The following is a 23461-nucleotide window of genomic DNA, read 5'->3' as shown; positions in this document are numbered from 1 at the left end:
ATGACAGCGATACCTGAGTCAACCAAATTTACTACCGACGAAACCTACACACCTGAGGGGCAATACCGATTCGCCAACTCCCGTGAGGGAGTCCGTCGACTCCCGTTCCCATTTCCGGACGACGAGTATATGTACTCGATGAACCTAGAACCTCATGTCTCAGCTGGCACCGGCGCCCTAGTGGCCGCATTCGACATCGATGAACACTATGTGTCCGAGTGTGCCCATCGCGCGCAGATGCTCGCGGAGATGCCAGGTGTCCACTATCTGGCGTTGCCGCACATGTTGGAGGCGCAGTGGGACCTCCTGGAGCTCATCTTCGAGTCCTACAACAGGGATTTCCCTGAGCACTTCACGCTTACCAAGAACGGAAACGAGTGGCGGTGGGAGAACCGGCTGCTGGGCATTGATGACTCTTTCACTTTCGGTGATCCTGCGACGCTGCCAATGGATCCGATGGAGTACGCGACGCGGCAGGCCCAGGGTGAGTTCGTCGTTCTTGAGGAGAGAGACAACACCCTTGTCATCGGCGCTGGTATGACGACGCAGCGGGCAGACTATTCCCTCCAGTTCAATATGGGAATGAATTTCGCCGAGTTCCATGGTCCGGTGCCGAAGGTGGACAAATTGGGCATTCTCGACCGAGCGCTTAAGTTCCTGCTTCGGATGAAACCCGGCCACCCAGTCCGGCGGGTCAATTGGTCGCTGACCGTAAACCCCCGACTTGAGACCTCGGTGGAAACGCTCCCTGAATGGGCGCCGGATCGGGCGAAAGTCACGGCCGAAAATGCAGGAGAGAAGGTTTACCTCCGCATCGAACTGCAGCCTTTGCACCGTCTGCCCCGGTCCAATGCCATAGTGTTCCCGGTCCGTACGTACCTTGTCAGCCTGGCTGAACTTGTGGAACACTCACCGGATTGGGCAAAGCGAGTACACCGGGCTCTTTCTTCACTGGACCTCGAACTCGCCGACTATAAGGGCTTCCACCGATACCATGGGGCCGCCGTCGAGTGGCTCTCCCATCACGACGACGGAGCACCCCTCGCAACTGGCTATCCCTGGATTCAGGACGGAATTCAGCCTGGCGATAGCTGAGCCATGCGAAAAGTAGGTGAAGGCTCGCTAATGGGACGGATATCCGTCCCATTGGCGAGGCCACCTCAGCCCCGCGGGTCGTACCGATTCCGTGCGAGATCGTGGGCCAACTCCAGCAGCGGCCTCAGCTCAGCGCTGGTCCGCTGCGCCGGATTGATGACCGACACCCAGGCCTGCGACGCGTAATTCGGGTGAGGAAACAGAACGTCCGACGCGGCGACGTCGTGATCCGAAAGGTGCTCTGCAGCGTCCTTCGGCGACCGACCGAAGAGCGTTTCAAAGGCCGAACGACCGACGGCGACATTCACCCTGAAGACTCCGGGCCGGTCGAGATTGGACGCCTCGTCGAATCCCTTGTAGTTGGAGCCGACAATTGTCGCGAAAGGGAACCGGTGCGTGTCAGGGGTGTCGCCGTCGGGATCGTAAAAGAAGAAAGTATCTCCCCACGCGCTCTCGGGCGAACCATCTGCAGCGCTCGCGGTGAGAGACACGACTCCCGGCAGTGCAGAAACGATCTCGATAATCTCGCTCTCCTCCATTCGCCACATACTGCCAGTTGGCAGGAACCGGAACAACGAAACGCTCGTCAACCAAGCCTGAGTTAGAGCACCCCACCGGCGGTGTTGACCACCAGCAGGACGCCGAGGATCCCTGCCACCCAGGACAGGGTGTTGGTCGAATTGCGGGTGAGCCACCCATCAAGTTTCATCAGCGCCGGATCAACCCAGCGGGCCGCCACCAACCGCAGCAGCAGAAACACCAGCGCCGGAAGAATCATCACCAGGCAATACGCTGCCAGCACCCCGCCGGACAGCGGCCAGCCAACGTCCGAAGTGGTCAGCAGCCCGATCGCCCCCAGGTAGGGAAGCATCGTGGCCACCTCCACTGTCCCGGCGCCCACCGCCAGCCCCATGAGCGCGACACCGCCCGACCCGTCACCCGTGCCCGACGACGGCGTCCCCACCGCGCGGTCACGCCACCGCAGGACGCGCGACGACGGCGGCGTCCCCTCCTTCTTGTCCCGCTTGGCCTTGGCCTCCAACTGGAAACTCCAGATGACGAGGACAATCCCAGCCACAAACAGCGCCGTCAGCATGAGTCGGGAACTGAACAGGCCGCCCAGCCGCTCCATCGCGGCCTCCGCACCAAACATGACAGCCAGCCCCACCCCGAAGTAAAAGGATGCCACCGTCACCAAGAAAAGCAGAATACGCCCTACCCGCAGTCTTCCGGGCGCCAACATCAGCCACAGCGGAATCATCAGGGTGCCGAAACTCGTGGAATCGATCAGGGCGAGCGCGGCGAGCGCTCCAGCAAGTGCAAGTGTCATGCCAAGGACGGTACGGCTGGGGACCGTCCGGCGGCATCTGCGATAAGACTGATCTGGGGTGAATCAATACAACTTTCGGCCGACTCCTGCACGGGCCAGCTGTGATGCAATGAACTGGTGGACAACACCAACCTGCGCCGGGACGCACTCACCGCAGCCATCACCCTGGTCTGTGGGCTGCTGCTGATCGGGCTGGGTCTTACCGGGGTGTGGGGCGGCCAGACCGCTCTGGTGCGCCTGACCGACGACGAGCGGTGGTGGTTCGCCCTCCCGCTCGCCGTGTCCTGTGTGGTCCTCGTCTTCAAACGGCGCGCACCCGTGACCACCCTGCTGATCGGCGTGATTGCGCTCGCCGTCGACCTTCTCCTCGGCGGCAGCATCGCCATGCTCCTGCCCTTTTTCGACCTCCTTTACACGGCAGGACTGATCGTGTCTCCCCGGGTGCGCCGCGTGCTGTGGATAGTTGCCGGGGTGTTTGTAGCCCTCCCGGTGATCTACCGGCTCGCCAACACCGGCGACCTGGAAATCACCGTCCTCACTGGCCTGCAACAGGCAGCCATCTTCATCGCCCCGCTCTGGTGGGCCATGGACGTGCGGCGCAAGACCGAGCTCGCCGAGGTCGCCGCTGCCCGGGCCGACGCCGTCGAGCGCCTCTCGCTCGCCAGCCGACAGCAGGCCATCCGGCAGGAACGCGACTCGCTCGCCCGGGACCTGCACGACGTCGTCGCCTCCCACCTCTCCGCGATCGCCCTGCACTCGGGCGGCGCGCTGGCCACCCCGCCCGCCGAAGCAAAGGACCGGGCAGCGCTCACCCAGGTCCGCCGATCGGCCCTCGAATCGATGGAGGACATGCGCACCATGATCGCTCTGCTCCGCAACCCCGACGTCGAACCTGGCGGGGATGACCAGTCCAGTGCAATGGACGGGTCACCGCACGACGACGACACCGCCGTCCCGCGGTTGACGCACCTCCAACCCCTCGTGGACCAGGCCCGGGCCAACGGTCTGACAGTGACGGTTGATAACCAGCTCGCCCACCTGCCGGGTGGGCGCGTCAGTGCGGCGACCGAACTGGCCGGGTATCGGATTGTGCAGGAGGCGCTCACCAACGCAGCCAAGCACGCCCCGCGCAGTCAGGTCAGCGTGCAGGTCATCCCGGACCACGACCCGGCCGGCACAGGCATCACGATCCGCAACACCTTATCCACGGAAGCCGGCACTGACTCGCCGCCAGGTCTCGGCCTCGGCCTAATCTCGATGCGGGAACGGGCAGCGGGCATCGGGGGACAGGTGACGGCCGGCGCGACCGCCCACCACTGGACGGTCGCGGCCATCCTCCCGCTGACTTCTTCCCCGGCGACCGCGACCCCGTGAACGGCACGCCGATCCGGGTACTCCTCGTCGACGATCACGCAGCCATCAGGGCCGGCATGCGGTTCATCCTCGAAGCAGCGCCCGACGTCGAGGTGGTCGGTGAAGCATCCAACGGCAACGCGGCGGTGGCCAACGCGACCGCACTACGTCCCGACGTCGTGCTGATGGACGTACGGATGCCCGGAATGGACGGGATCGCGGCCACCCGGACCATTGTTGGCGCCGGGCTGGCACAGGTGCTGATCCTGACCACGTTCGACGTGGACGAGTACATCTTCGGCGCGCTGCGGGCTGGCGCGGCCGGGTTCCTGCTCAAAACCGCCGAGCCTGCGGCTTTGCTGGACGCGGTCCGTCGGGTCGCGGCTGGCGACGCCGTCATTGCCCCCGAAGCGACCCGCCGCCTCCTGGAGGCGTACGTTGCCCTGGATCGCGATGCGTCACTCCTCACCGCCGGGCAGGACACCGCGCCCGCCCCGAGCAGCAGCGGGCCCGAGGACCAGCTGACCGAACGGGAGACTGAGGTGCTCGCACTGATTGCCGAGGGACTGTCCAACCGGGATATTTCAGCGCGGCTCACTATTTCGGCGGGAACCACCAAAACCCACGTGTCACGGGTGCTCACCAAGCTCGGCTGCCGGTCGCGCACCCAGGCCGCCATCATCGCCCGGGAGGAGCGTCTGGTCTGATGCCGGGCGGCCGACTGATCAACGGTAGGCTTCGCTGACAATCACTTTCCTGGGGGAACCACTTGCCAAATTCGTCGCTGCCACCTGACCCGTTGACCGAGCCGGCGACGGATAAACCGAAAATCAGGATCTCTACAGCGGTGGTAGCAGGTGCCTGTCTCTTCCTGATCGCATTGGGCCTCATCACCAGCGGACCCAGTGGCGCCCTCGTGATGGCGGGATTGGTTGCGTTCTTCACCGGCCTGTACGTGGTGATCACCAACCGCGCGTCCTGGGCCGGCATCGCCGGCAGGAAGATGGGCGCGATCACCATGGCGGGCGCGCTGGCCGCCTTCCTGATCGGAGGGCTCCTGGCGCCTCCGACCGACACCACCACGCCCGCGGCAGTTGCCGAGGAGACAACCTCCGCTCCGGCCGAGGTCGAGTCGGCCACCCCTCCCGCGACGACACCGACGCCCAGTGCCACGCCGACACCCACACCCACACCAACTCCGACTGCGACGCCGACGCCCGCACTGAGCGAAGATGTCGCGCCGGTTGACGTTGACGAGCCCACCGCCGTCGACGGCGACCCGAGTGCTCCCGAAGACCAGCCGGCGTACGGCGTTCGCACCCTCGAACTGCTGGACACCCTTGCCGTCAAGGGCCGGGCGCCGAAGACCGGATATGACCGGGACCAGTTTGGACAGGCCTGGGCCGACGTCGACCGCAACGGCTGCGACACCCGCAACGACATGCTCAACCGGGATCTCACGGCGATCATTCACGCCAACTCGGTGCCCTGCAAGGTTTCGTCAGGCATTCTCGACGACCCTTATACGGGCACCACCATCAACTTTCTGCGGGGCCAGTCCACCAGCATCGAGGTCCAGATTGATCATGTGGTGGCACTCTCCGATGCCTGGCAGAAGGGTGCCCAGCAGCTCACCGTCGATCAGCGCATCGCCTTCGCCAACGATCCCTTGAACCTCCAGGCCACCGATGGGCCGACCAACGGGCAAAAGGGAGCGGGCGACGCCGCCACCTGGCTGCCGCCGAACCAGTCGTTCAGGTGCGAGTACGTCGCCCGGCAGATCTCGGTGAAGGCCACCTACAATTTGTGGGTCACCCAAGCCGAACGGGACGCGATGGCACGGGTTCTCGGGAACTGCTCCGACCTGCTGGCTCCGACCAGCCAGACGGCGCCGGTGCCTGTGCCGGTGCCTGTGCCGGCGCCGGCCCCGGCACCCGCACCCGCACCTGCGCCGGCACCAGCACCGGCACCTGCACCTGCACCCGCTCCTGCACCGATACCCGCTCCGGCACCCGCCGTCCCGTTCGAGAACTGCACCGCCGCCCGCGCCGCCGGCGCCGCACCGGTCTACGCAGGGCAGCCCGGGTACGGCAGCCATCTGGACCGCGACGGCGACGGCGTGGGCTGCGAATAGGCGCCACTACGCAGCGGCACCGGAGTTAGACGAAAGCGGTCGGTGTAGCCGCCGAAGCAGCTACACCGACCGCGACACTCTCCGAAGAGGGTGCTAGCCAGCAACGAATCCTATGACTGGGTTGCCGCACGGCGAACCAGGTACGCCCCGCCGAGAGCAGCCGTCAGGATCAGACCGCCACCCAGTGCGATGGCGCCCATATCCGTGCCTGCCTGTTGTGCCACGCCGGTGTCGACGCCGCCTACTGGCATTTCATAAACCTGCGCAGGCACCGGGGCCGCCGGAACCTGAACGACTGGCGCCTCGACTACCTCCTCTACCGGAACCGGAGGAGTGTTCTGCACGACGATGTCTGCCACGATGGAGGCTTCGTAGGGAGGATTGCCCTGCGCGTCGCACCCGAAGCCATCCTTATCCGCATCCAACTTGAGTTGGTAACCGGGAGTGTCAGCCGGAATGTTGTAGACCCCTACTGCTGCTGCAGCATCGCAAGTTTCGAACGGAAGAGCTACTGCAAGGGCTGGTGTAGCCGACAACGCGGTGAACCCAACGGCCACCGCAACTGCCAGTCCTGCTGTTCGCTTTTTCATGTTTCCCCCAAATGTGTTGTGACGCCGACCACTTGTCTGTGGACAGCCCGCCAAGCATAGCCGGAGAGTCCCGGCTCCCTTCCCGAGCCCACACCACCACGTAAGATCCACCTATGGACAACGCGTACGCCACCACGGATCAGCCTTCCTCCAGCACCGACGCCCAGTTGGTCACCCTGGCTGACATCCGAGCAGCCGCCCACCGCATCCAGGACCTGGTGTTGCGCACCCCGATAGTTGCGTTGCCCCACCCGGACCGGCCGTCAGACGTGCTGCACCTGAAAGCTGAATCCCTGCAACCCACCGGCGCGTTCAAGCTCCGCGGCGCCTACAACACCATCTCGCAGGTCCTCGACGAGTCCCGCGAACGCGGGATCATCGCCCAGTCCTCGGGCAACCATGCCCGCGCGGTCGCGTGGCTGGCAAAGCGCCTCGACCTGCGCGCGGTGATAGTGATGCCCGACGCCGCCCCACCCACCAAGGTTGCCGCCGTCCGGGCGCTGGGCGCCGAAGTGGTCCTGGTCCCCGCGTCCAAACGGGATAGCCACACGCTTGAACTCGCCGCCGAGCACGGATACGTCGAGGTTCCCCCGTACGACGACCTGCGGATTATTGCCGGCCAGGGCACCGTAGGCCTCGAGCTGATTGAGCAACTGCCCGACGTCGACGTCGTCCTGGTCCCCATTTCGGGTGGCGGGCTGATCTCCGGAATCTCCACCGCCATCAAGGCGCTGCGCCCGGAGGTGCAGGTGATCGGCGTCGAACCGGAACTGGCAGCCGACGCCGCCGAAAGCCTGCGCGAGCAGCGCCGCGTCACCTGGGACACCGCCCTCACCTACCGCACGGTCGCCGACGGGCTGCGCACGCCAGCTGTCGGGGTCCACCCGTGGGAGCACATCAGGCGCTACGTCGACGACGTCGTCACCGTGTCCGAAGAGCAGATCCTCGCCGCGGTCCGTCACATTGCTGTGGAGGGCCGGCTGGTCGCCGAGCCATCCGGCGCCGTTGCCACCGCAGCCTGGATGCACGATCTCGCGCCGCGCGGTGCCAAGGTTGCGGCAATTGTGTCGGGAGGTTCGGTGGACCCGGCCCTGATGGCGCGGGTGCTCACCGGCTAGTCAAACCTGGGGGTACCGGGCTCTTGCAAGCGCTGCGGTAAATGAGGGGAGGGCAGTCCCTCCTATCCGGACGGTCTGGGTTCGCCTACCATGGAGACCAGCCAACAAGGGGGTTGCCGTGGCCGACACACCACAGATCGTGCCCACGCTGATCTTCGACTGCGACGGCGTGATCGCCGATACCGAACAGTTCGGTCACCTTCCCGCCTTCAACCAGACCTTTGAAGAATTTGGCGTGCCCGTCCAGTGGACCGTCGACGAGTACGCGCAGAAGGTGCTGATCGGCGGCGGGAAAGAACGGATGCGCAGCATTCTTACCGACGAGCTGAGCCAGCAGCTGGGATTGACCAGCGAGGACGCCAAGGACGAGGCGATCCTGGCCTGGCACAAACGCAAGACGGCAATCTACACGGAACTGGTGGACAAAGGGGTCATGCCGGCCCGGCCCGGCATCTTCCGGGTGGTGCAGGAAGCACACCTCGCCGGGTGGGGCCTCGCGGTCGCGTACACCGCGCTCGAACCCGAGGTGCGGGCAGTACTCACCCACGCGGTAGGGGTGGGACTTGCTGCCATGTTCAGCATCTTCGCCAGCGACATGGTGCTGGCCAAGAAACCCGCGCCGGACATCTACCTGCTGATCCTCGATGATCTGGGCCTCGAACCCGGCGAGGCCATCGTCGTGGAGGACAGCGCCAACGGGCTCCGCGCCGCCGTCGGCGCCGGACTGCGCACGGTGGTCACCATCAGCGGTTTCTCCCGGGGCGAGGACCTCACGGGCGCCTCGCTGGTGGTCAGTTCCCTCGGCGATCCGGGTGAAGACGACGAACCCGCCAAAGTGCTGGACAACCCATTCGGGATCGAGCTGGGGTCGGCCGTCACTCTGCAGACTTTCCGGCAGATCCTCGATCTGCCGGGCCCGGCGTCACCGCTTGGGTGACATCATGACGACGGCTGGTCGGCTTCCCGTGTTGCTGTCAGATCAGGTCATAGGGCTCCAGGGGGCGGTTCTCGCGGTAGCGGTCGCGCCAACGGTGGTGAGGCTCCGTCTGTCCGTCTTCATGCACCACCACGACCGGACACACTGCACGGGCTACGCAGGCATTGCTCGCTGATCCCAGATGCAAGCCCCGCAGGCCTCCATGGCCGCGTCGACCGACCAGCAGCATTTGTGCTTTGGCTCCGGCCTCGACCAGACGGGTTGGGGCGTGGCCCCGGACAGTGGAGCTGGTGAAGCCGGGAGGCGGCTCGTCGCCAAACGCTTCGTGGATTGCCTCGTCGAGGCGTTTGCGTGCACCTTTTTCAAAGATGGTCATATCCGGAAGAAGATATTCTTCGTACATTTTCGGATAATCCCAACACGCGATTGCGTGTATTTCGGATCCGAGCGCTGGAGCCAGTTTCGCGGCCAGACGCAGGGCGAGGATGGAAGGTCCAGAACCGTCGACGCCGACGACTACATGTGGATCCTCCGCGTTTCTTTCCATCACAGTCCTCCTTGACTAACGCGGCAACCAGAAGTGCGTTGTAACGCCGATTTTACGCCTGGAGAGACTGTTTCGGCGGAAAACTCAGGAGTTGATAATGCGCTGGACCTGCTCGCCGAGGCCTTCAATACCTATCGTGACAACGTCGCCCGCGGTTAGGTAGGGGAACCGGCCGGAGAGCGCGACGCCCTCAGGGGTGCCGGTGTTCACCACATCTCCCGGATCCAGGGTCATGTACTGGGACAGGTCGCGGATGATCTCCGCGACGCTGAACACCATGTCTGCTGTGCTGGAATCCTGCCGGGGGTCGCGGTTTACGCTCGAATACAGCCGAAGCGCCTGCGGGTCAGTGACCTCTTCGGCTGGCACCAGCGCGGGTCCCATCGGATTGAAGGTGGGAGCGCACTTGCCCTTGGACCACTGACCGCCGGAATGGCCAATCTGGTAGTCCCGTTCGGAAACGTCGTTGCTGATGGTGAACCCGGCGATGCACGCCAGCGCCTCTTCGGTGCGGTCCAGGTAGGAGGCACGTCGGCCGATCACGACCGCCAGTTCCACCTCCCAGTCCACCTTCTGCGCGCCCGGCGGGATGACGACGTCGTCGTTCGGTCCCACCACGGTATTGGGGTGCTTGAAGAAGATGATGGGAGCGGCCGGTGGCAGATCGCCGGTTTCGGCGGCATGCGCCGCATAGTTCTGGCCGACGCAGACGACGGCGCCGATGTTCGCCAGGGGTGCACCCACCCGAAGGGACGCGGCCCCGGGGAGCTCCGGCAGCTCACCGGCGGTCAGCGCATCACGGACCCGCCCGATCCCGCCATCCCTCAGGAAGGGCCCGGTGATATCGGCGGTGAGGGCGCGCAAGTCGTACACCGTGCCGTCCTGGCGCACCACCGGGATTTCGTGGCCAGACTCACCCCACCGCATCAGTTCCATCGATAGTTACTCGGGAGCCAGCTCACCCGCGGCGATGGCATCTGCGTACTTACCCAAGTCTGGCCCCGGCTTGAAATCGACGAACTGAGGCTGCAGCTTTTCGAACAGGAACTTGTAGATCTCGTCCCTCTCACTGTCTGCGTGGTTGTTAGCGGCTTCCTTGACAGCCTCCTGCAGTGCCTTGTCCGCGTCCGACAGGATCTTCTCGCGAGCTTCGTCATTCCACGTTACGTCTTTGATGTTCACTACGGCCTCCGATAGTAAGTCGACTGTTTAGTAGCTCAAGGCTACAGGGTCGTGCGCGGAGCTCAGCCCTGAATCAACCGGGTTACTTGTGGGCCGCCTCATTCCAAAGGGTGCTCATCTCGGTCATCGCCCGTTCCATAATGGCGAGCATCGAGTGGTGGGCGTCCACCGGGTTGCCGCGCTGAATGGCGCTGGCGACGTCAACGTGCAGCTGCAGGGCTTCCTCGTGCGGGTGTTCGGGCATCAGACCGTAGTGGGTCCGGCCGGTGAGCACCTCGGCGACCAGGGAGTTGAGTTTGCCGAACATTTCGTTTCCGGAGCTCGACAGGACCAGGCGGTGGAACTGAATGTCGAGGGTAAGGAATAGCTCGGTATCACCGTCCTGGCCGGCTGCCCATAACTTCCCGGCCAAGCCCATCAGCTCGCTGGCGTCGGCTAGGGGTGCCCGCATTGCCGCTAGCTTGGCCGCCTGCGGCTCGATGGCTGTGCGCAGTTCCGTGAGCGACCGCAGCTGGGCTACCCGACCGGGCGAAGCCAGCCGCCACCGGATGACCTGGCGATCGTAGAGGTTCCATTCGGTGGCGGGCAGCACCTGCACGCCCACGCGGCGTCGGGACTCGACCATGCCCATCGACGCCAGTACCCGGAGCACTTCGCGGATGACGGAGCGGGACACGCCGTAGCGGCCCTCCAGTTCCTCGATTCGCATCACTGATCCGGCCGCCCACTCGCCTGCCCCGATTGCCAGTCCCATCTGGTCGATGACCGAGGCGTGCAACCCGGATGACACAGCGCCGGATGACACGGCATGAGAGGGAAGCGGGTCGGTGGGCTGCATGGAATGAAGCGTACCAAGAGCATCCCATTTCGGCAGTGAGGTTGCTTAAGTATGATCTTTGTCACTACTATCTTGGTTTATAGCAGATGTAAACCGATCATCTACTCCTGGCCCCGGTCAATACGGGTGTCCTCAACGAAGAGAACTGGAGCAACAGTGCAGCGCAAAACTATGCGGGTAGCCGGACTGGCGGTCACGGCATTGCTTGGAGGAACCCTTGCAGCATGCGGCGGAGGTGGCGGCGACGAAGCTTCCGACACTCTGCGCGTCACCCTCGCCAACCACGTATGGACCGAGAAAATCATCGAGGCCATCCCCGAATTTGAGGAAGAGACCGGCCTGACGGTTGACCTCACCCAACTCGGCGAGGATCAGCTCTCGGCGCAGTATAACGTTCAGCTCAACGCTGGCACCGATGAGATCGACGTCATGATGTATCGCCCACTGCAGGAGGGCAAGCTGTTCGCCCAGAACGGCTATCTGGCGGACCTGACCGAACGCGTCGAATCCAACTCCGAGTGGGAATGGTCTGATTTCCAGAGCGGCCCCGTGGACTCGACGACATTCGAGGACAAGGTGGTCGGAATTCCGACCATTACCGAACGAGAGGTGCTCTACTACCGCACCGACCTCCTCGAGGCTGCCGGCCTCGAGGTCCCCGAGACCCTCGAGGAACTTGAAGCGGCTGCCCAGCAGATCAGTGAAGAGAACCCCGATGTTGCAGGATTTGTTGCCCGCACCGGCAAGTCACCGGCAGTCACCCAGTTCTCCAGCTTCCTCTACAGCTTCGGCGGCGACTTTATCGACGAAGAGGGCAACTCAGCCGTCGCGTCGCCTGAAGCGAAGGAAGCCTACGCGTATTACGGCCGCATGATCAACGAATACGGTCCGGAGAATGTCAGCACCGACATGAGCTGGCCCGAGGCGATGGCCATCTTCACGCAGGGCGGTGCAGCCTTCTACACCGAGGCTGACAGCCTGTATCAGAACGCCACCGACCCGGCCAACTCCCAGGTCGCCGAGAACGTGGGCTTCGCTCCATTGCCCGCCGGCCCCGCCGGTTCCAAGCCCTACAACGTTCCTTCGTGGGGTCTCGGTATCAACGAGGCGTCGAACAACCAGGACAACGCCTGGAAGTTCCTCGAATGGGCCACCAGCAAGGAAATGGTTCTTGAGATCCAGCAGGAAGGCGTCCCCGGTCCCCGCACCTCGGTTTGGGCCGACCCTGAAGGCACCTCGACCTACCCTGAGGACCTCGCCGCAGCAATCGAAGCCAGTGCCGAGAATGGCGTGGGCTACGACCGCCCGCTCGTGATCAATGTGGCTGAAGCCCGGGAAATCGTTGGTGACCCACTTGTCATCGGCATCACCGGCGGCGACGTCGATGCCGCCGCTGACGCGGCCAGCGAATCCTTCCAGTCGTTCCTGGACGACGAACGCGAATAGCGTTTGACGGCGGCTCCTTTAGCCGCCCCGCGATGCGGCGCCGCCCGGTGGACTAAGACTCCGCCGGGCGGCGCAACCACCGGCCCGTGACGACAACTGGGCTCAGTATCCCCTCGCACGCGCTCCACCCCACCAAGAATGCAACCACTGCACCTCCTGCAACAAGGACGTTGACCATGACTGTCGCCTCCCCACCGAGGACAAACCCGCCGAAGGATCGCAGGCCGGGGAACACCCGCTACAAGACCTACTCCGACTGGGCGAACAACCACCGAAAATGGTTGTTCGCCGCACCGGCAATGATCTTTGTTGGCATCCTGATCATCTTCCCGCTCGGCTGGACCATGTATCTGAGCCTCACCGATTCCTCCGGGTCGGTGCGTGCGGAATCCGACTTCATCGGATTCGCCAACTACGCCGAAGTGCTCACCGACACTGACCGCTTCTGGCCTGCCGTGGGGCGCACCTTCGCCTTCACCTCGGTGGCGCTCGCCGTCCAGATGATTCTCGGCATGTGCATCGCCCTCCTGCTGTGGCGACCCTTCAAGGGTGAGAAATGGGTCCGGGTAGCCATCCTCCTGCCCCTGGTAGCCACCCCCGTTGCCGTCGGCATGATGTGGCGGCTGATCTTCGACCCGAACATCGGCTTCGCCAACCAGGTCCTGGCCTTCGTGGGCATTCCGGCTCAGCCGTGGCTGTCCGGCCAGTCGACGGCATTGCCCACGGTGATCTTCATTGACATCTGGCAGTGGACCCCGATGGTGGTCATTATCCTGCTCGCGGGACTCACCTCGCTATCCGAGGAACCTGACGAAGCGGCCCGGATCGACGGCGCCAACGCCTGGCAGCGCTTCCGCTACGTCACCGTCCCGCTGCTGATGCCGACCATCATTGTTGCGGTCCTGCTGCGCAGCATCGACGCGCTGAAGACCTTCGACCTGCTGTACGCCACCAAGGGCCGCGGCGGCGGATCCTTCAACGAGGTGGAGACGCTGAATATCTACGCCTACGGGCTCAGCTTCGACTACAACGACTACGGGCTGTCCTCAACCGTCCTGATCATCTTCTTCCTCATCATCATCGCGGCAATGTGGGTCCTGACCCGGCGCCGGAAGGACGTGTAGCACATGAGCACAATCGCTCCCAACCTCACCCAGGGCAGTACCAAGCCCGCCGGCATTCCCGCCCGGCGGAAGAAGCCACTGCGCAGGCAGGGCTACAAGATCTTCCGCATCGTCGCTCTGACGCTCGTTGTCCTGGCCTTCATTGCCCCACTGGTCTGGATGTTCCTGGCGTCGCTGAAGACCAACGTGGACATCTACGACGCCGGCAAAACCCTGATCTTCAGCCCCACCACCGCCAACTACGAGACGGTGCTGGGCCGCAACAACTACTTTTCGTTCGTCTTCAACAGCTTCTGGGTGGCCTTCGCTTCGACCGCGCTGTCCCTGATCATCGGGGTCCCGGCCGCCTACTCGATGAGCCGGTTTGCTATGCGTCGCTCGGCAGTAGTGGTGCTGATGGCCCGCATCATCCCCGGAGTCAGCCTGCTGGTGCCCTGGTACTACGTTTTCTCCAACCTGTCGCTGGTGGGCGGGTACGGGGTGCTAATCCTCTCGCACATGTTCGTGGCCCTGCCTCTGATCGTTTACATCATGATGTCCTACTACGATTCGATGCCGCTGGAACTGGAAGAGGCGGCCCGAGTAGATGGACTCACCCATATCGGCGCGTTCCTGCGGATCACCCTGCCCCTCTCCGTCGGAGGTGTAGCCACCGCCGGAATCCTGGCGTTTATCTTCTCGTGGAACAACTTCATGTTCGCCCTGGTGCTTTCCGGCGCCGAGACGAAGACGCTGCCCGTGGCCATCTTCAACTTCGTGGCCTACGCCAGCATCGACTGGGGAGGGCTGATGGCAGCCTCGGTGGTGGTCACCATCCCGATCATGGTGATCGCCCTATTCACTCAGAAGTACATAGTTTCCGGCCTGACCGCCGGCGCGACCAAAGGCTAGGTCATGGCATACTCAACCTCCCCTCCGATCGTGGTTATGGGGGTGCAGGGCTCTGGCAAAAGCACCGTCGGGGCCCTGCTTGCGCAGCGTCTAGGTGTCAGGTTCATTGACGGCGACGATCTCCACCCTGATGACAACAAGGCGCTCATGTCGGCCGGCACGCCGCTGACCGACGATAACCGGCTGCCATGGCTGCACACCGTGGGCAACGTGCTTGCGCAGGGCCGCCAGGCCGGCGTCGTCGTCGCCTGCTCTGCCCTGAAGCTGGCCTATCGAGACCTGCTGAGGGGCCATGTGCCGGAGCTGGTGGTGGTCCACCCACACGGGACCATGGAGCTGGTGGCCGCGCGGATCTCGGCACGCGAGCACGAGTACATGCCGCCGTCGCTGCTCGCCTCCCAGTACGAGAGCCTGCAGACCCTGGGCGACGACGAACGTGGGCTGACCATCGACATTTCCCTCCCGCCGCAGGCAATGGTTGACAATGTTGTCGCGTACCTGACCGAAAGCAATATTCATGCGCATTAGCAGGATCGAAACCTTCCTCGTTCCCCCGCGATGGCTCTTTGTGAGGGTGGAGACAGACAGCGGGATCGTCGGGTGGGGTGAGCCGGTAATTGAGGGGCGGTCCGAGACGGTTCGCACCGCCGTCGAGCAACTTTCTGAACTGCTGATCGGCGCCGACCCACTGCGGATCGAGGACCACTGGCAGGTCATGACCAAAGGGTCTTTCTACCGCGGCGGCGCCATTCTTGCCAGCGCAGTGGCCGGCCTGGACCAGGCGCTCTGGGACATCGCCGGAAAGTCCCTCGGCGTGCCGGTGCACCAGTTGCTCGGCGGACACGTCCGCGACCGGATCCGGATGTACGGCTGGGTTGGCGGCGACGAGCCCGCCGAGGTGGCCGACTCCATTGCCGCCCAACTTGAGGTGGGGCTCACCGCAGTGAAGATGAACGCCAGCGGCCGGATGAGCCCGCTAGGCAGCGTCGCCGAAATCGATGCCGTCGTGGAGCGCGTCGCCGCAGCCAGGGAGGTCCTCGGCCCGCACCGCGATGTCGCCGTCGACTTTCACGGCCGATTCACTCTCGCCAACACCCGCCGGGTGGCGCCGCTGCTCGAACCGTTGCACCCGTTCTTTCTCGAGGAGCCGACGGTGCCGGAGAACTCGCACCTGATCGGCGGACTCGCCAGCTCCACCAGCATTCCCATCGCCACCGGGGAACGGCTGTACAACCGGCAGGAGTTCCTGCCGGTGCTCCAGGCCGGGATCTCCGTCGCGCAGCCGGACCTTTCACACGCCGGCGGGATCACCGAGGTCCGGAAGATTGCAACACTGGCGGAAATCTACGATGTCCAGCTAGCGCCCCACTGCCCGCTCGGACCGTTGGCGCTCGCCGCCTGCCTGCAGGTGGGCTTCGCCACCACCAACTTCCTGATCCAGGAACAGAGCATCGGCATCCACTACAACCAGGGGGCCGAGGTGCTCGACTACGTCCTCGACAAAACTCCACTCAGGTTCGTGGACGGTCATGTGGAGCGCCTCACTGGTCCAGGGCTGGGGATCGAGATCGACGAGGCCGCCGTCCGCCGGGTGGATAAAAGCGGCCACGCCTGGCGCTCACCCATGTGGCGGCACGCCGACGGTTCCTACGCCGAGTGGTAGAGCCGACCTTCCAGTACTACGAAAGGACAACCTGTGTCTGACTTCCTCGCCGGACTCACCGAAGACCGCCTGCTGGCCATCATTCGCGGTACCGACCGCGACGCCTCCATCCGTGCCGCCGTGGCCTTGGCTGACGAGGGGGTCAGCTTTCTCGAGGTGTCCCTTAACACCCCGGACGCCGTCGCTGTCATCGCCGCTATCCGCCAGGAGGTGGGGGAGCGGGCGACTGTCGGAGCCGGCACCGTGCTGACCGCTGACGACGTCGAGCGGGTTGCTGCTGCTGGGGGCCAGTTCATTGTCACGCCAGCGGTGTCAGCATCGGTGGCGGCCGCCGTGCGGCTTCACCTCCCCGTCATTGCCGGAGCGCTGACCCCCACTGAGGTGTACTCGGCGATGGATCAGGGCGCTACCGGCATCAAACTCTTTCCCGCTTCGCTCGGCGGACCCCGGTATCTCTCCGCGCTGCGCGACCCCTTCCCGAGCATCCCGGTTGTGCCAGTTGGTGGGGTGGACGAGGCAGCCGCAGCCGACTATCTGGCGCGCGGCGCAGTCGCTGTCGGAGTGGGTTCACCTCTTATCGGGGACTCGGCGTCCGGCGGGGACCTCGCCGCGTTACGGCAGCGTGCGCGGCGGTACCTGGATCTCGCGGCAGCCGTCGCCGAATGAGTGACGGGACCCCAACCGGTTCGAAGGTTGAGGTGGTGACCTTCGGTGAGACCATGGCCTCGCTCCGCGCGGCAGGATTGCTGAGGGCCGGGGGAGCGATGACCATGTCCCTCGGCGGGGCGGAGAGCAACGTGGCAATCGGACTCGCCCGACTCGGCCATCTGGCGAGCTGGGTCGGCCGGCTTGGCGACGACGAAGTAGGTGCCTTCGCGTTGCGGACCCTCCGCGCCGAGGCGGTGATAACCGACCTCGTCGTCACGGATCCCAGCCGACCCACCGGACTGATGCTGCTGGAGAAGCGAATTGCCGATGTGTCCCGGGCCGCCTACTACCGGGCAGGCTCTGCGGGCTCGGCCCTCTGTATCGACGACCTGAAGACGGCACTGGACTGCCAGCCACGGATTCTCCACCTCACGGGGATCACCCCCGCCTTGTCCAGCAGTGCCGCAGCGGCGACGCTGTGGGCAGCTGGCGAGGCGAACCGCCGGGGCATCCTGGTCAGCTTCGACGTGAACTATCGCGCCAAGCTGTGGACCGTATCTGCAGCTGCTGCCGTCCTGGGTCCGCTGGCAGATCTGGCCGATCTCGTCATCGCCTCCGAGGACGAACTCGCCCTCGTGGCGTCCAGCGACTCGGAAGCCGGCGCAGTGGCCAGTCTGCACCGGCGCGGCGTCACCGACGTCATCATCAAACGCGGCGCAGCGGGCGCCTCGGCCTTCACCGTGCGGGAGGCAGCGGTCCATCAAAGCGCCCTGCCGGTGCCGGTCGTCGACACGGTGGGTGCCGGTGACGCGTTCACCGCCGGATACCTGTCTGCCCTGCTCGACGGGGAGCCCACCGCTGGCCGACTGCTGCGAGGGGTTGCACTCGGGGCCTTCGCCGTCGCCGGCTCCGGGGACTGGGAGAACCTGCCCTACCGCAGCGAGCTTCCCCTTGCCGGGCAATCCGCGGGAAGCACCATCCGCTAACCAGTCGTTTCATCAATCACGAGTTCGTATCAAGGAGACTATGTGAAAATCAAGAGCGCAGAAGTGATCGTGTCCAGTCCGGACCGGAACTTCGTCACTCTCCAGATCACCACCGAGGATGGCCTGACCGGGCTTGGTGATGCCACCCTGAACGGGCGGGAGCTTGCCGCTGCTGCATACCTGGAGCACCACGTAGTACCCCTGCTGATCGGGCGGGACGCGCACCGGATCGAGGATACCTGGCAGTTTCTCTACCGGGGAGCGTACTGGCGCCGCGGACCAGTGACCATGGCGGCGATCGCAGCGGTCGATGTTGCGCTCTGGGATATCAAGGCGAAGGCAGCCGGGATGCCGCTCTACCAATTGCTGGGGGGCGCGTCCCGAAATGGCATCCGCGCCTACGGCCATGCAAGCGGGCGGGACATCCCCGAGATTCTCGACTCGGTCCGGGAGCACCTTGACCTGGGCTACAAGGCCATCCGGATCCAGACGGCGGTTCCCGGTATCGACGCTGTCTACGGGGTGGCTGCCCAGCCGAGTGCTGGCGGCACCCGATACGACTACGAGCCGGCGCAGCGCGCAGCGCTCCCCGCCGAGGAGGACTGGGACACCCGCGCCTACCTCCGACACATTCCGACAGTGTTTGAGGCGGTCCGCAGCGAGTTTGGACCGGAATTGCCGCTGCTGCACGACGGTCACCATCGGATGACGCCAATCGAGGCTGCGCGGCTGGGGAAATCCCTGGAACCGTACGACCTGTTCTGGCTCGAGGATTGCACGCCAGCGGAAAACCAGGATGCGCTACGGTTGGTCCGCCAGCACACCACCACGCCACTTGCGATTGGCGAGGTCTTCAACACGGTGTTCGATTACCAGACCCTGATCCGGGAACAGCTGATCGACTATGTCCGCTCCGCCGTTACCCACACTGGGGGAATCAGCGCAATGAAGAAAATCCTCGACTATGCATCCCAGTACCAGATCAAATCAGGTATCCACGGGCCCACCGACATCTCACCGGTAGGGATGGCCGCCGCTCTGCACCTGGACCTGGCTATCCACAACTTCGGTATCCAGGAGTACATGCGCCACGGGGATCTCACCAACGAGGTGTTCCAGCAGTCCTTCAGCTTCGAGGACGGCTACCTGCACCCAGGGGAGAAGCCAGGACTCGGCGTCGACCTGAATCTCGAGGCCGCCTCCGCGCATCCCTACAACCCTGCCTACCTACCGTTCAACCGGTTGAAGGACGGAACCATTCACGACTGGTAGGACTTGACGGCGGGGATCCTTTGCGATGCCACTTTCCTACCTGAGCCGCGCTGCCTAGTCCATTTCCGCGTAACGCTTCGCCTGCGACAGCGCCTCCCGCAGCTGGTCGACGTCGAACGTGGGACCGTAGGCGGGCGTATCCCGCTGGAAACGCCATCCCTCAGCCAGTGCGCCAGCGTCGACGGTGTCAAACCCGAACTGCGACATGAGGGAGGCAACCGTCTCCTTGGCCGCAGCGGAGTCCCCGGCGATGGGCAGCGCCCGCCGCCCCGGTGTCCCCTCGGGGGTGCCCTTCGAGGTCAGGTGCGCCGTGTAGATGTTGTTGAACGCCTTCACCACGTGTGAAGTGGGCAGGAGGTCCTGCAGCAATTCGGCGGTGGTGCTGGCCTCGTTGTCGAGGACCGGAATCTGCCCGTCACGTTCTGGATAGTAATTGTTCGTGTCGATGACAATCTTCCCCGTCAGCGGCTCGGCGGGCACCGACGCGATATTCTTCAGCGGGATGGTCACGACGACGACGTCGCCCGCCGCGGCTGCTTCGGCTGGCGTTCCCGCTCGGGCCGTGCCGTTGCCAGCCGATGACTCAAGTTCAGCGACCAGATCCTGCAGGGTCTCCGGTCCACGCGAGTTGCTCACCACCACGTGGTAACCGTGCCCCGCCGCCAGCCGTGCCAACTGAGAGCCGATGTGGCCGCTGCCAATGAAACCTATTGTCTTTAGCTGTTCACTCATGCCCGGTACAACAATCGGCAGCCCCCGGTATTCCTGTTGCCGCCGATGCGGGATCTTTGGATACTGGGTGTGCAAGCGGACACTGCACGGGAGGCGGAGATGAACGACAAGATGAATGACGCCGCCCGTCGGGTGCAGCGAGCCAGGGGCTACCGGGCCGCACAGAGTGTTGACCCCGACTGGTGGGTCAAGGAACTGATCGTTCGGGAGCGTTTGACGGGTCTAGCCCCGGAGCCGTTCCTCCTGCGGAAGGACGACGCTGAACTGGACGGTCGGCTAAAGGCTGAGCGGACTGAGGCTGCGGTCCGCGAAATCCTCGAGGAGTTCAACCGAAGGGTGATCAACGCACGTCGTCAGTTGCTGGGTGGACCGCCAGTGATTACCCGGACTCGCGACGTCGACGCCGAGGTTGCGCGGTGGCGGGCAAGCCGCTCGGGGTCCGCCGGTGCTGGGCGCTGAATAGCGGGACCTGACCGGTTACACCTGAGTCGGCGGGTGCCTAGGCTGGGTAGGCTTCCTGAAGCGCACGCATGCTCAACTGTCCGCAGCGCTCAAGGGGTTCGAGAAGATTTTGCACGCCGTCAAGGTCGTGGTTCTCGAGGCGGGTCTTCATCAGGGTGGCCAACGCGGCAAGTTGCTGGAGTCCGAGCATTTTGCAGGAGCTTTCGATGCTGAGGATGACGTCCATCAGCTGTGCTTCGTCGCGGTCAGCGACGGCATGAGTGAGCCGGTAATACCGCTGGTCCCACATGCCGATGGAGATCTGAATGAACGCATGACAGGCCACGGGGTTCTCGAGTTCGCGCCCCAAACTAACCAATGCCTCTGGCGAATGGAGGGGGAGCGCGTCGATGGCGTAGTCGATCATGGTGTCCTATTCTTCCCGGAGGTCTTCAGGGTAGAACCTCCAGTCCACGTTGTAACGAGTGGTCGCTACCCGAATTGGGCGGCTCGGTACGCGGTCGGACATCCTCACTACCCGGCGAGAGTTAAAACAGGATGATCATGGGGGTGCAGATGCGTTATATCGCTTAGTTCAACCACCAAGCATACTTACTATCTTTCGATGAGGCCAGCGAAGCCGGCGAGCACCCACGTTTCTTACAACTGTTTACCAAACATGCGTTTGGCCTTATGATCGGAGCAGCGTTTAGCAGTGGGCCACGAGAGCAGCGTGATTTTGTGGAGCGGTTCATGAAACATCAAGAGATGACAGAAGTGGCGGATCCTAGCCTGCTGACCCCTGCGGATTGGGAAGTCAACTATCCGATCCTGCCGTCCGATTTCGAAGCACCATTGTCGCGGCTTCCAGAGGACCTTTCCGACCTGCCAATGGTCGACCTGACAGCACTTTGCGATGCTGTGTTCAACGAGATGAACCATGACTTTCCCGAATTTGGGGCGCAGGAAGACTACCTCCTACTTCTAGAGGAGTTGCAGGAGAGAGAGAAGGGCTGTCCAGCTGACTGGGCGCGAGGTATCGAGGAGGGGGCTGAGCAGGATGAGCAAGCATCATGAAATGAGTGACGACCCGGGCGCGCGGCCAGATGGCGACACGGGGACGGATCGCTCAGTTGAACGGAAAAGGGTCGGCTGGCCGAGTCGGCGGACGTCGCGGAAACCCGCCCCCTCGAGTTCGACGAGCGACCTGCAGAGGCTTGCGGCACGGAGATGGGATTCCCTCACGAAACTCAGCCGCCGCACCCGGCCCAGCGGGCAGTAGCCCAAACTCCAGAGATCCGCTGGCAGTGAAAGCTGCGCTACTGCTTTGACGTGCCTACCTGGTGGCGGCGGTGAGCTGCTCCGACGATCTCTGGGCACCGAGCGCCGCCAGCTGAAGGGTGAGGGCGGACCCGGCGGCGAGCACTGCATCAACGACGGGTAGCCCGTAGCGGCGGCGTAGCTCGAGGGCCACGCCCATGCTGGTGAGACCGGTGCAGGCCTGCAGGATCACATCCGCGCCGTCGTCGACCAGCCGTTCCGCCGCACGGTAGGTTTCGTACACCCCGGACGGCGTGAGCAGATCCTGGGTGTGTCGGACGCCGTCGGGCGAGCGGACCGAATACTGGTGGCTGCCCAGAACTTGCGACACCGCGCGTGGTGGGGCTGAGCCCAGGGCCAGCACTCCCACCCGGGATCCCAGCGCCAGCGCGGCGGCCGCTCCAGCCGAACCGGCCCCGACTTCCGGCAGGTCCACAAGACCGCGGACCTCGTCCAGTCCTGGATCGGAGGAGCAGCTGATCATGATGCCGTCCACCTGGTGCGCCAGTTCCGCCGCGATGGCCAGAACCTTCGGCGCGGCAGCGTCGTGAGTCCGGCGATCGTGGACGCCTTCCGGCTGTTCCTGCACGGCGCGGGACAACACATCGACGCCGAAAGCCTCCCGAACCGCGTGCCCATGGAGATTCAGCAGTCGTGGATTGGAGGAGGTGAGAACCCTAATGAGGCCGATACGTGTCATTGATCCCTCGTTGAATGGCCGGTTAGTCAAACACCATGGCGACACCGCCGGATTAACGGGGCGTTTCCGGAGGGTAAGCATTGGAAGCGGGGAGAGCCCGAGTCAGCGGAGGAGCCGCTCCAGCTGACGTTTGGCCTGGTCCACTGTCCGTTGCGCATCGCGGGCGGCGCGCACCGCGCCGGACTGGACACGTTCGGCGTCGTCGATCTGCCCGTCCAGTGATCTCAGGTCGGTCGACAGATCGGTCAGGCGACGCTGTAACTCCTCAATCTCGGAGGAGAGACCCCGACGGCGGTCCTGTAGTTTGGTGATCCGCCGCCCCGCGTCCTCGGCGTCGTCGTCGGCATCTGCGAGCGTCCGTTCGGCGTCTTCCAGGTCGTTGCGGGCGCCCTCGACCTCTGCGCCGCCGTCGTCCCCGGACTTCTGAGAGCCGGATGTGGGGCTGCTGGTGGGTCGATCAAAGGGTCCGCCCACGGCGCCGGCAAGATCGACGGCATCCCAGCCGCTGGCGGTGAGGGCACGCAGCAACCGGCCGGTAGCGACCGCAGCAGCCGCGTCCGGGTCGGTCATCGCGGCGCGGAACGTCTGTTCCAGCTCGGCGGCAACCGAGGCGCTGACACCGTGACCCAACTCCTTGGCAAGATCCAGACTGTCCTGTCCCAGCGTGGCCAGCAGGCGCCGCCGCTGCTGGCCAAGCTCCTTCATTCGGGCCTGATCGAGGTGCTCCTGCGCGGCGCGCAACTCAACGCCCAGGGCCAAGGCTTCGTCGACGGCGGGGCGGCGGTGCAGGGTGAGCATGTTTATGAGCCAGCCCGCCATTGACGGTTTGGGCAGCTTCCTGACCTGGCCGGCCACTTCCTTGTCGGCGATGTCCTTGGCGCGGGCGTTACGTTCGGCGGTGAACGCCTCCAGGGGTAGTCCGTAGAGGTGCGAGGCGGTCTCGGCCAGCATGGCGCTGTCCGAGGGCGTGGCCTTACCCAAAGGGTCGGTCCGGCTGCCTGGGTGCCGGTGGCTCCGGGATGGTCATGGGAGTTCCTTCCGCTAAAAGTTCCGGCGATTCGGCAGGGGTGCGCTGGGTGTGAAGACACCCTACGCCGGTTGCAGGCACGGGCCA

General features: G+C 64.3%; 27 protein-coding genes. 16 read left to right on the top strand and 11 right to left on the bottom strand.

Annotation, left to right across the window (positions count from 1 at the left end; genetic code table 11):
• Window positions 1–1095, top strand: coding sequence for a heme-dependent oxidative N-demethylase family protein (locus IWX64_RS11250; RefSeq protein ID WP_196867212.1), 1095 nt, complete (start codon window positions 1–3; stop codon window positions 1093–1095).
• Window positions 1096–1160: 65 nt separating this feature from the next.
• Here IWX64_RS11250 and IWX64_RS11245 read toward each other — a convergent pair whose 3' ends face one another.
• Together IWX64_RS11245 and IWX64_RS11240 are read right to left on the bottom strand one after the other, a co-directional pair.
• Window positions 1161–1634 (bottom strand): DUF6194 family protein, encoded by a 474-nt coding sequence (locus IWX64_RS11245; RefSeq protein ID WP_196867211.1) that lies wholly within the window; start codon window positions 1632–1634, stop codon window positions 1161–1163.
• Window positions 1635–1696: 62 nt separating this feature from the next.
• Window positions 1697–2425, bottom strand: coding sequence for a GAP family protein (locus IWX64_RS11240; RefSeq protein ID WP_196867210.1), 729 nt, complete (start codon window positions 2423–2425; stop codon window positions 1697–1699).
• Window positions 2426–2542: 117 nt separating this feature from the next.
• Here IWX64_RS11240 and IWX64_RS11235 point away from each other — a divergent pair, with 117 nt between their 5' ends.
• The 3 genes from IWX64_RS11235 (at window position 2543) to IWX64_RS11225 (ending at window position 5912) form a co-directional block, all read left to right on the top strand.
• Window positions 2543–3799, top strand: coding sequence for a sensor histidine kinase (locus IWX64_RS11235; protein WP_196867209.1), 1257 nt, complete (start codon window positions 2543–2545; stop codon window positions 3797–3799).
• A 56-nt stretch (window positions 3800–3855) separates the two neighbouring features.
• Window positions 3856–4485: a LuxR C-terminal-related transcriptional regulator gene (locus tag IWX64_RS11230; protein ID WP_442859051.1), complete on the top strand. Its 630-nt coding sequence runs from the start codon at window positions 3856–3858 to the stop codon at window positions 4483–4485.
• A gap of 140 nt (window positions 4486–4625) precedes the next feature.
• Window positions 4626–5912 carry a GmrSD restriction endonuclease domain-containing protein gene (locus IWX64_RS11225; protein ID WP_334683259.1) on the top strand — a complete coding sequence of 429 codons (1287 nt, stop codon included), beginning with the start codon at window positions 4626–4628 and terminating at the stop codon, window positions 5910–5912.
• A 110-nt stretch (window positions 5913–6022) separates the two neighbouring features.
• Here IWX64_RS11225 and IWX64_RS11220 read toward each other — a convergent pair whose 3' ends face one another.
• Window positions 6023–6502, bottom strand: coding sequence for an excalibur calcium-binding domain-containing protein (locus tag IWX64_RS11220; protein ID WP_196867207.1), 480 nt, complete (start codon window positions 6500–6502; stop codon window positions 6023–6025).
• 113 nt (window positions 6503–6615) lie between these two features.
• On the opposite strand from IWX64_RS11220, the gene IWX64_RS11215 reads away from it, so the two are divergent.
• Window positions 6616–7620, top strand: coding sequence for a threonine ammonia-lyase (locus IWX64_RS11215; RefSeq protein ID WP_196867206.1), 1005 nt, complete (start codon window positions 6616–6618; stop codon window positions 7618–7620).
• Between the two features lie 118 nt (window positions 7621–7738).
• A complete protein-coding gene (locus IWX64_RS11210; protein WP_334683258.1) occupies window positions 7739–8557 on the top strand; it encodes an HAD-IA family hydrolase in 819 nt (272 codons plus the stop codon).
• A 37-nt stretch (window positions 8558–8594) separates the two neighbouring features.
• On the opposite strand, the gene IWX64_RS11205 is transcribed toward IWX64_RS11210, so the two are convergent.
• The 4 genes from IWX64_RS11205 to IWX64_RS11190 all read right to left on the bottom strand — a co-directional run bounded on the left by IWX64_RS11205 (window position 8595) and on the right by IWX64_RS11190 (window position 11124).
• Complete coding sequence (locus tag IWX64_RS11205) at window positions 8595–9104, bottom strand: universal stress protein (RefSeq protein ID WP_196867205.1); 510 nt, start codon at window positions 9102–9104, stop codon at window positions 8595–8597.
• 84 nt (window positions 9105–9188) lie between these two features.
• A complete protein-coding gene (locus IWX64_RS11200; protein WP_196867204.1) occupies window positions 9189–10040 on the bottom strand; it encodes a fumarylacetoacetate hydrolase family protein in 852 nt (283 codons plus the stop codon).
• 6 nt (window positions 10041–10046) lie between these two features.
• Window positions 10047–10286, bottom strand: coding sequence for a hypothetical protein (locus IWX64_RS11195; protein ID WP_196867203.1), 240 nt, complete (start codon window positions 10284–10286; stop codon window positions 10047–10049).
• An 82-nt stretch (window positions 10287–10368) separates the two neighbouring features.
• Window positions 10369–11124, bottom strand: coding sequence for a FadR/GntR family transcriptional regulator (locus tag IWX64_RS11190; protein WP_245345734.1), 756 nt, complete (start codon window positions 11122–11124; stop codon window positions 10369–10371).
• Between the two features lie 156 nt (window positions 11125–11280).
• Between IWX64_RS11190 and IWX64_RS11185 the strand changes: the two genes are divergently transcribed.
• From IWX64_RS11185 to manD, 8 genes are all read left to right on the top strand, one after another.
• Window positions 11281–12570 carry an ABC transporter substrate-binding protein gene (locus IWX64_RS11185; protein ID WP_334683257.1) on the top strand — a complete coding sequence of 430 codons (1290 nt, stop codon included), beginning with the start codon at window positions 11281–11283 and terminating at the stop codon, window positions 12568–12570.
• A gap of 176 nt (window positions 12571–12746) precedes the next feature.
• Window positions 12747–13694 carry a carbohydrate ABC transporter permease gene (locus IWX64_RS11180; protein WP_196867202.1) on the top strand — a complete coding sequence of 316 codons (948 nt, stop codon included), beginning with the start codon at window positions 12747–12749 and terminating at the stop codon, window positions 13692–13694.
• Between the two features lie 3 nt (window positions 13695–13697).
• A complete protein-coding gene (locus IWX64_RS11175; RefSeq protein WP_196867201.1) occupies window positions 13698–14585 on the top strand; it encodes a carbohydrate ABC transporter permease in 888 nt (295 codons plus the stop codon).
• A 3-nt stretch (window positions 14586–14588) separates the two neighbouring features.
• Window positions 14589–15113, top strand: coding sequence for a gluconokinase (locus IWX64_RS11170; RefSeq protein ID WP_196867200.1), 525 nt, complete (start codon window positions 14589–14591; stop codon window positions 15111–15113).
• The gene (gene dgoD / locus IWX64_RS11165) at window positions 15103–16248 is read left to right on the top strand and encodes a galactonate dehydratase (RefSeq protein WP_196867199.1); all 1146 of its coding nucleotides are present in this window, start codon (window positions 15103–15105) and stop codon (window positions 16246–16248) included. Before IWX64_RS11170 ends, dgoD begins: the two co-directional genes overlap by 11 nt.
• Window positions 16249–16281: 33 nt before the next feature.
• Window positions 16282–16914, top strand: a complete 633-nt coding sequence (locus IWX64_RS11160; RefSeq protein ID WP_196867198.1) for a bifunctional 4-hydroxy-2-oxoglutarate aldolase/2-dehydro-3-deoxy-phosphogluconate aldolase — start codon at window positions 16282–16284, stop codon at window positions 16912–16914.
• Entirely contained in the window at window positions 16911–17882 is a 972-nt protein-coding gene (locus IWX64_RS11155; protein ID WP_196867197.1) for a sugar kinase, read from the top strand. Before IWX64_RS11160 ends, IWX64_RS11155 begins: the two co-directional genes overlap by 4 nt.
• Before the next feature lie 42 nt (window positions 17883–17924).
• Window positions 17925–19154: a D-mannonate dehydratase ManD gene (gene manD, locus IWX64_RS11150; RefSeq protein WP_196867196.1), complete on the top strand. Its 1230-nt coding sequence runs from the start codon at window positions 17925–17927 to the stop codon at window positions 19152–19154.
• Window positions 19155–19208: 54 nt separating this feature from the next.
• Here the strand turns inward: manD and IWX64_RS11145 are convergent, their stop codons facing one another.
• The gene (locus IWX64_RS11145) at window positions 19209–19886 is read right to left on the bottom strand and encodes an NADPH-dependent F420 reductase (RefSeq protein ID WP_196867195.1); all 678 of its coding nucleotides are present in this window, start codon (window positions 19884–19886) and stop codon (window positions 19209–19211) included.
• Between the two features lie 99 nt (window positions 19887–19985).
• Here IWX64_RS11145 and IWX64_RS11140 point away from each other — a divergent pair, with 99 nt between their 5' ends.
• Complete coding sequence (locus IWX64_RS11140; protein WP_196867194.1) at window positions 19986–20345, top strand: hypothetical protein; 360 nt, start codon at window positions 19986–19988, stop codon at window positions 20343–20345.
• A gap of 40 nt (window positions 20346–20385) precedes the next feature.
• Here IWX64_RS11140 and IWX64_RS11135 read toward each other — a convergent pair whose 3' ends face one another.
• A complete protein-coding gene (locus tag IWX64_RS11135; protein WP_196867193.1) occupies window positions 20386–20754 on the bottom strand; it encodes a hypothetical protein in 369 nt (122 codons plus the stop codon).
• A gap of 326 nt (window positions 20755–21080) precedes the next feature.
• Here IWX64_RS11135 and IWX64_RS11130 point away from each other — a divergent pair, with 326 nt between their 5' ends.
• The gene (locus IWX64_RS11130) at window positions 21081–21404 is read left to right on the top strand and encodes a hypothetical protein (RefSeq protein ID WP_196867192.1); all 324 of its coding nucleotides are present in this window, start codon (window positions 21081–21083) and stop codon (window positions 21402–21404) included.
• A gap of 259 nt (window positions 21405–21663) precedes the next feature.
• Here IWX64_RS11130 and IWX64_RS11125 read toward each other — a convergent pair whose 3' ends face one another.
• Together IWX64_RS11125 and IWX64_RS11120 are read right to left on the bottom strand one after the other, a co-directional pair.
• Window positions 21664–22347, bottom strand: a complete 684-nt coding sequence (locus tag IWX64_RS11125) for an aspartate/glutamate racemase family protein (protein WP_334683256.1) — start codon at window positions 22345–22347, stop codon at window positions 21664–21666.
• Window positions 22348–22449: 102 nt separating this feature from the next.
• Entirely contained in the window at window positions 22450–23298 is an 849-nt protein-coding gene (locus IWX64_RS11120) for a hypothetical protein (RefSeq protein WP_196867191.1), read from the bottom strand.
• Between the last annotated feature and the right edge of the window lie 163 nt (window positions 23299–23461).

Source organism: Arthrobacter sp. CAN_A212 (assembly GCF_015752345.1).
Classification (GTDB): domain Bacteria; phylum Actinomycetota; class Actinomycetes; order Actinomycetales; family Micrococcaceae; genus Arthrobacter_D.
This window is presented reverse-complemented; position numbering and strand designations above follow the sequence as displayed.

Excerpts from the sequence above, each read along its gene's own strand:
- IWX64_RS11120 (WP_196867191.1), bottom strand. The coding sequence starts at position 23,298 with ATGCTGGCCGAGACCGCCTCGCACCTCTACGGACTACCCCTGGAGGCG.
- IWX64_RS11205 (WP_196867205.1), bottom strand. The coding sequence starts at position 9,104 with ATGGAAAGAAACGCGGAGGATCCACATGTAGTCGTCGGCGTCGACGGT.
- IWX64_RS11215 (WP_196867206.1), top strand. The coding sequence starts at position 6,616 with ATGGACAACGCGTACGCCACCACGGATCAGCCTTCCTCCAGCACCGAC.
- dgoD (WP_196867199.1), top strand. The coding sequence starts at position 15,103 with ATGCGCATTAGCAGGATCGAAACCTTCCTCGTTCCCCCGCGATGGCTC.
- IWX64_RS11200 (WP_196867204.1), bottom strand. The coding sequence starts at position 10,040 with ATGGAACTGATGCGGTGGGGTGAGTCTGGCCACGAAATCCCGGTGGTG.
- IWX64_RS11125 (WP_334683256.1), bottom strand. The coding sequence starts at position 22,347 with ATGACACGTATCGGCCTCATTAGGGTTCTCACCTCCTCCAATCCACGA.
- IWX64_RS11230 (WP_442859051.1), top strand. The coding sequence starts at position 3,856 with ATGCGGTTCATCCTCGAAGCAGCGCCCGACGTCGAGGTGGTCGGTGAA.
- IWX64_RS11135 (WP_196867193.1), bottom strand. The coding sequence starts at position 20,754 with ATGATCGACTACGCCATCGACGCGCTCCCCCTCCATTCGCCAGAGGCA.
- IWX64_RS11220 (WP_196867207.1), bottom strand. The coding sequence starts at position 6,502 with ATGAAAAAGCGAACAGCAGGACTGGCAGTTGCGGTGGCCGTTGGGTTC.
- IWX64_RS11140 (WP_196867194.1), top strand. The coding sequence starts at position 19,986 with ATGAACGACAAGATGAATGACGCCGCCCGTCGGGTGCAGCGAGCCAGG.
- IWX64_RS11245 (WP_196867211.1), bottom strand. The coding sequence starts at position 1,634 with ATGGAGGAGAGCGAGATTATCGAGATCGTTTCTGCACTGCCGGGAGTC.
- IWX64_RS11170 (WP_196867200.1), top strand. The coding sequence starts at position 14,589 with ATGGCATACTCAACCTCCCCTCCGATCGTGGTTATGGGGGTGCAGGGC.
- IWX64_RS11155 (WP_196867197.1), top strand. The coding sequence starts at position 16,911 with ATGAGTGACGGGACCCCAACCGGTTCGAAGGTTGAGGTGGTGACCTTC.
- IWX64_RS11130 (WP_196867192.1), top strand. The coding sequence starts at position 21,081 with ATGAAACATCAAGAGATGACAGAAGTGGCGGATCCTAGCCTGCTGACC.
- IWX64_RS11180 (WP_196867202.1), top strand. The coding sequence starts at position 12,747 with ATGACTGTCGCCTCCCCACCGAGGACAAACCCGCCGAAGGATCGCAGG.
- IWX64_RS11190 (WP_245345734.1), bottom strand. The coding sequence starts at position 11,124 with ATGCAGCCCACCGACCCGCTTCCCTCTCATGCCGTGTCATCCGGCGCT.
- IWX64_RS11145 (WP_196867195.1), bottom strand. The coding sequence starts at position 19,886 with ATGAGTGAACAGCTAAAGACAATAGGTTTCATTGGCAGCGGCCACATC.
- IWX64_RS11250 (WP_196867212.1), top strand. The coding sequence starts at position 1 with ATGACAGCGATACCTGAGTCAACCAAATTTACTACCGACGAAACCTAC.
- IWX64_RS11175 (WP_196867201.1), top strand. The coding sequence starts at position 13,698 with ATGAGCACAATCGCTCCCAACCTCACCCAGGGCAGTACCAAGCCCGCC.
- IWX64_RS11240 (WP_196867210.1), bottom strand. The coding sequence starts at position 2,425 with ATGACACTTGCACTTGCTGGAGCGCTCGCCGCGCTCGCCCTGATCGAT.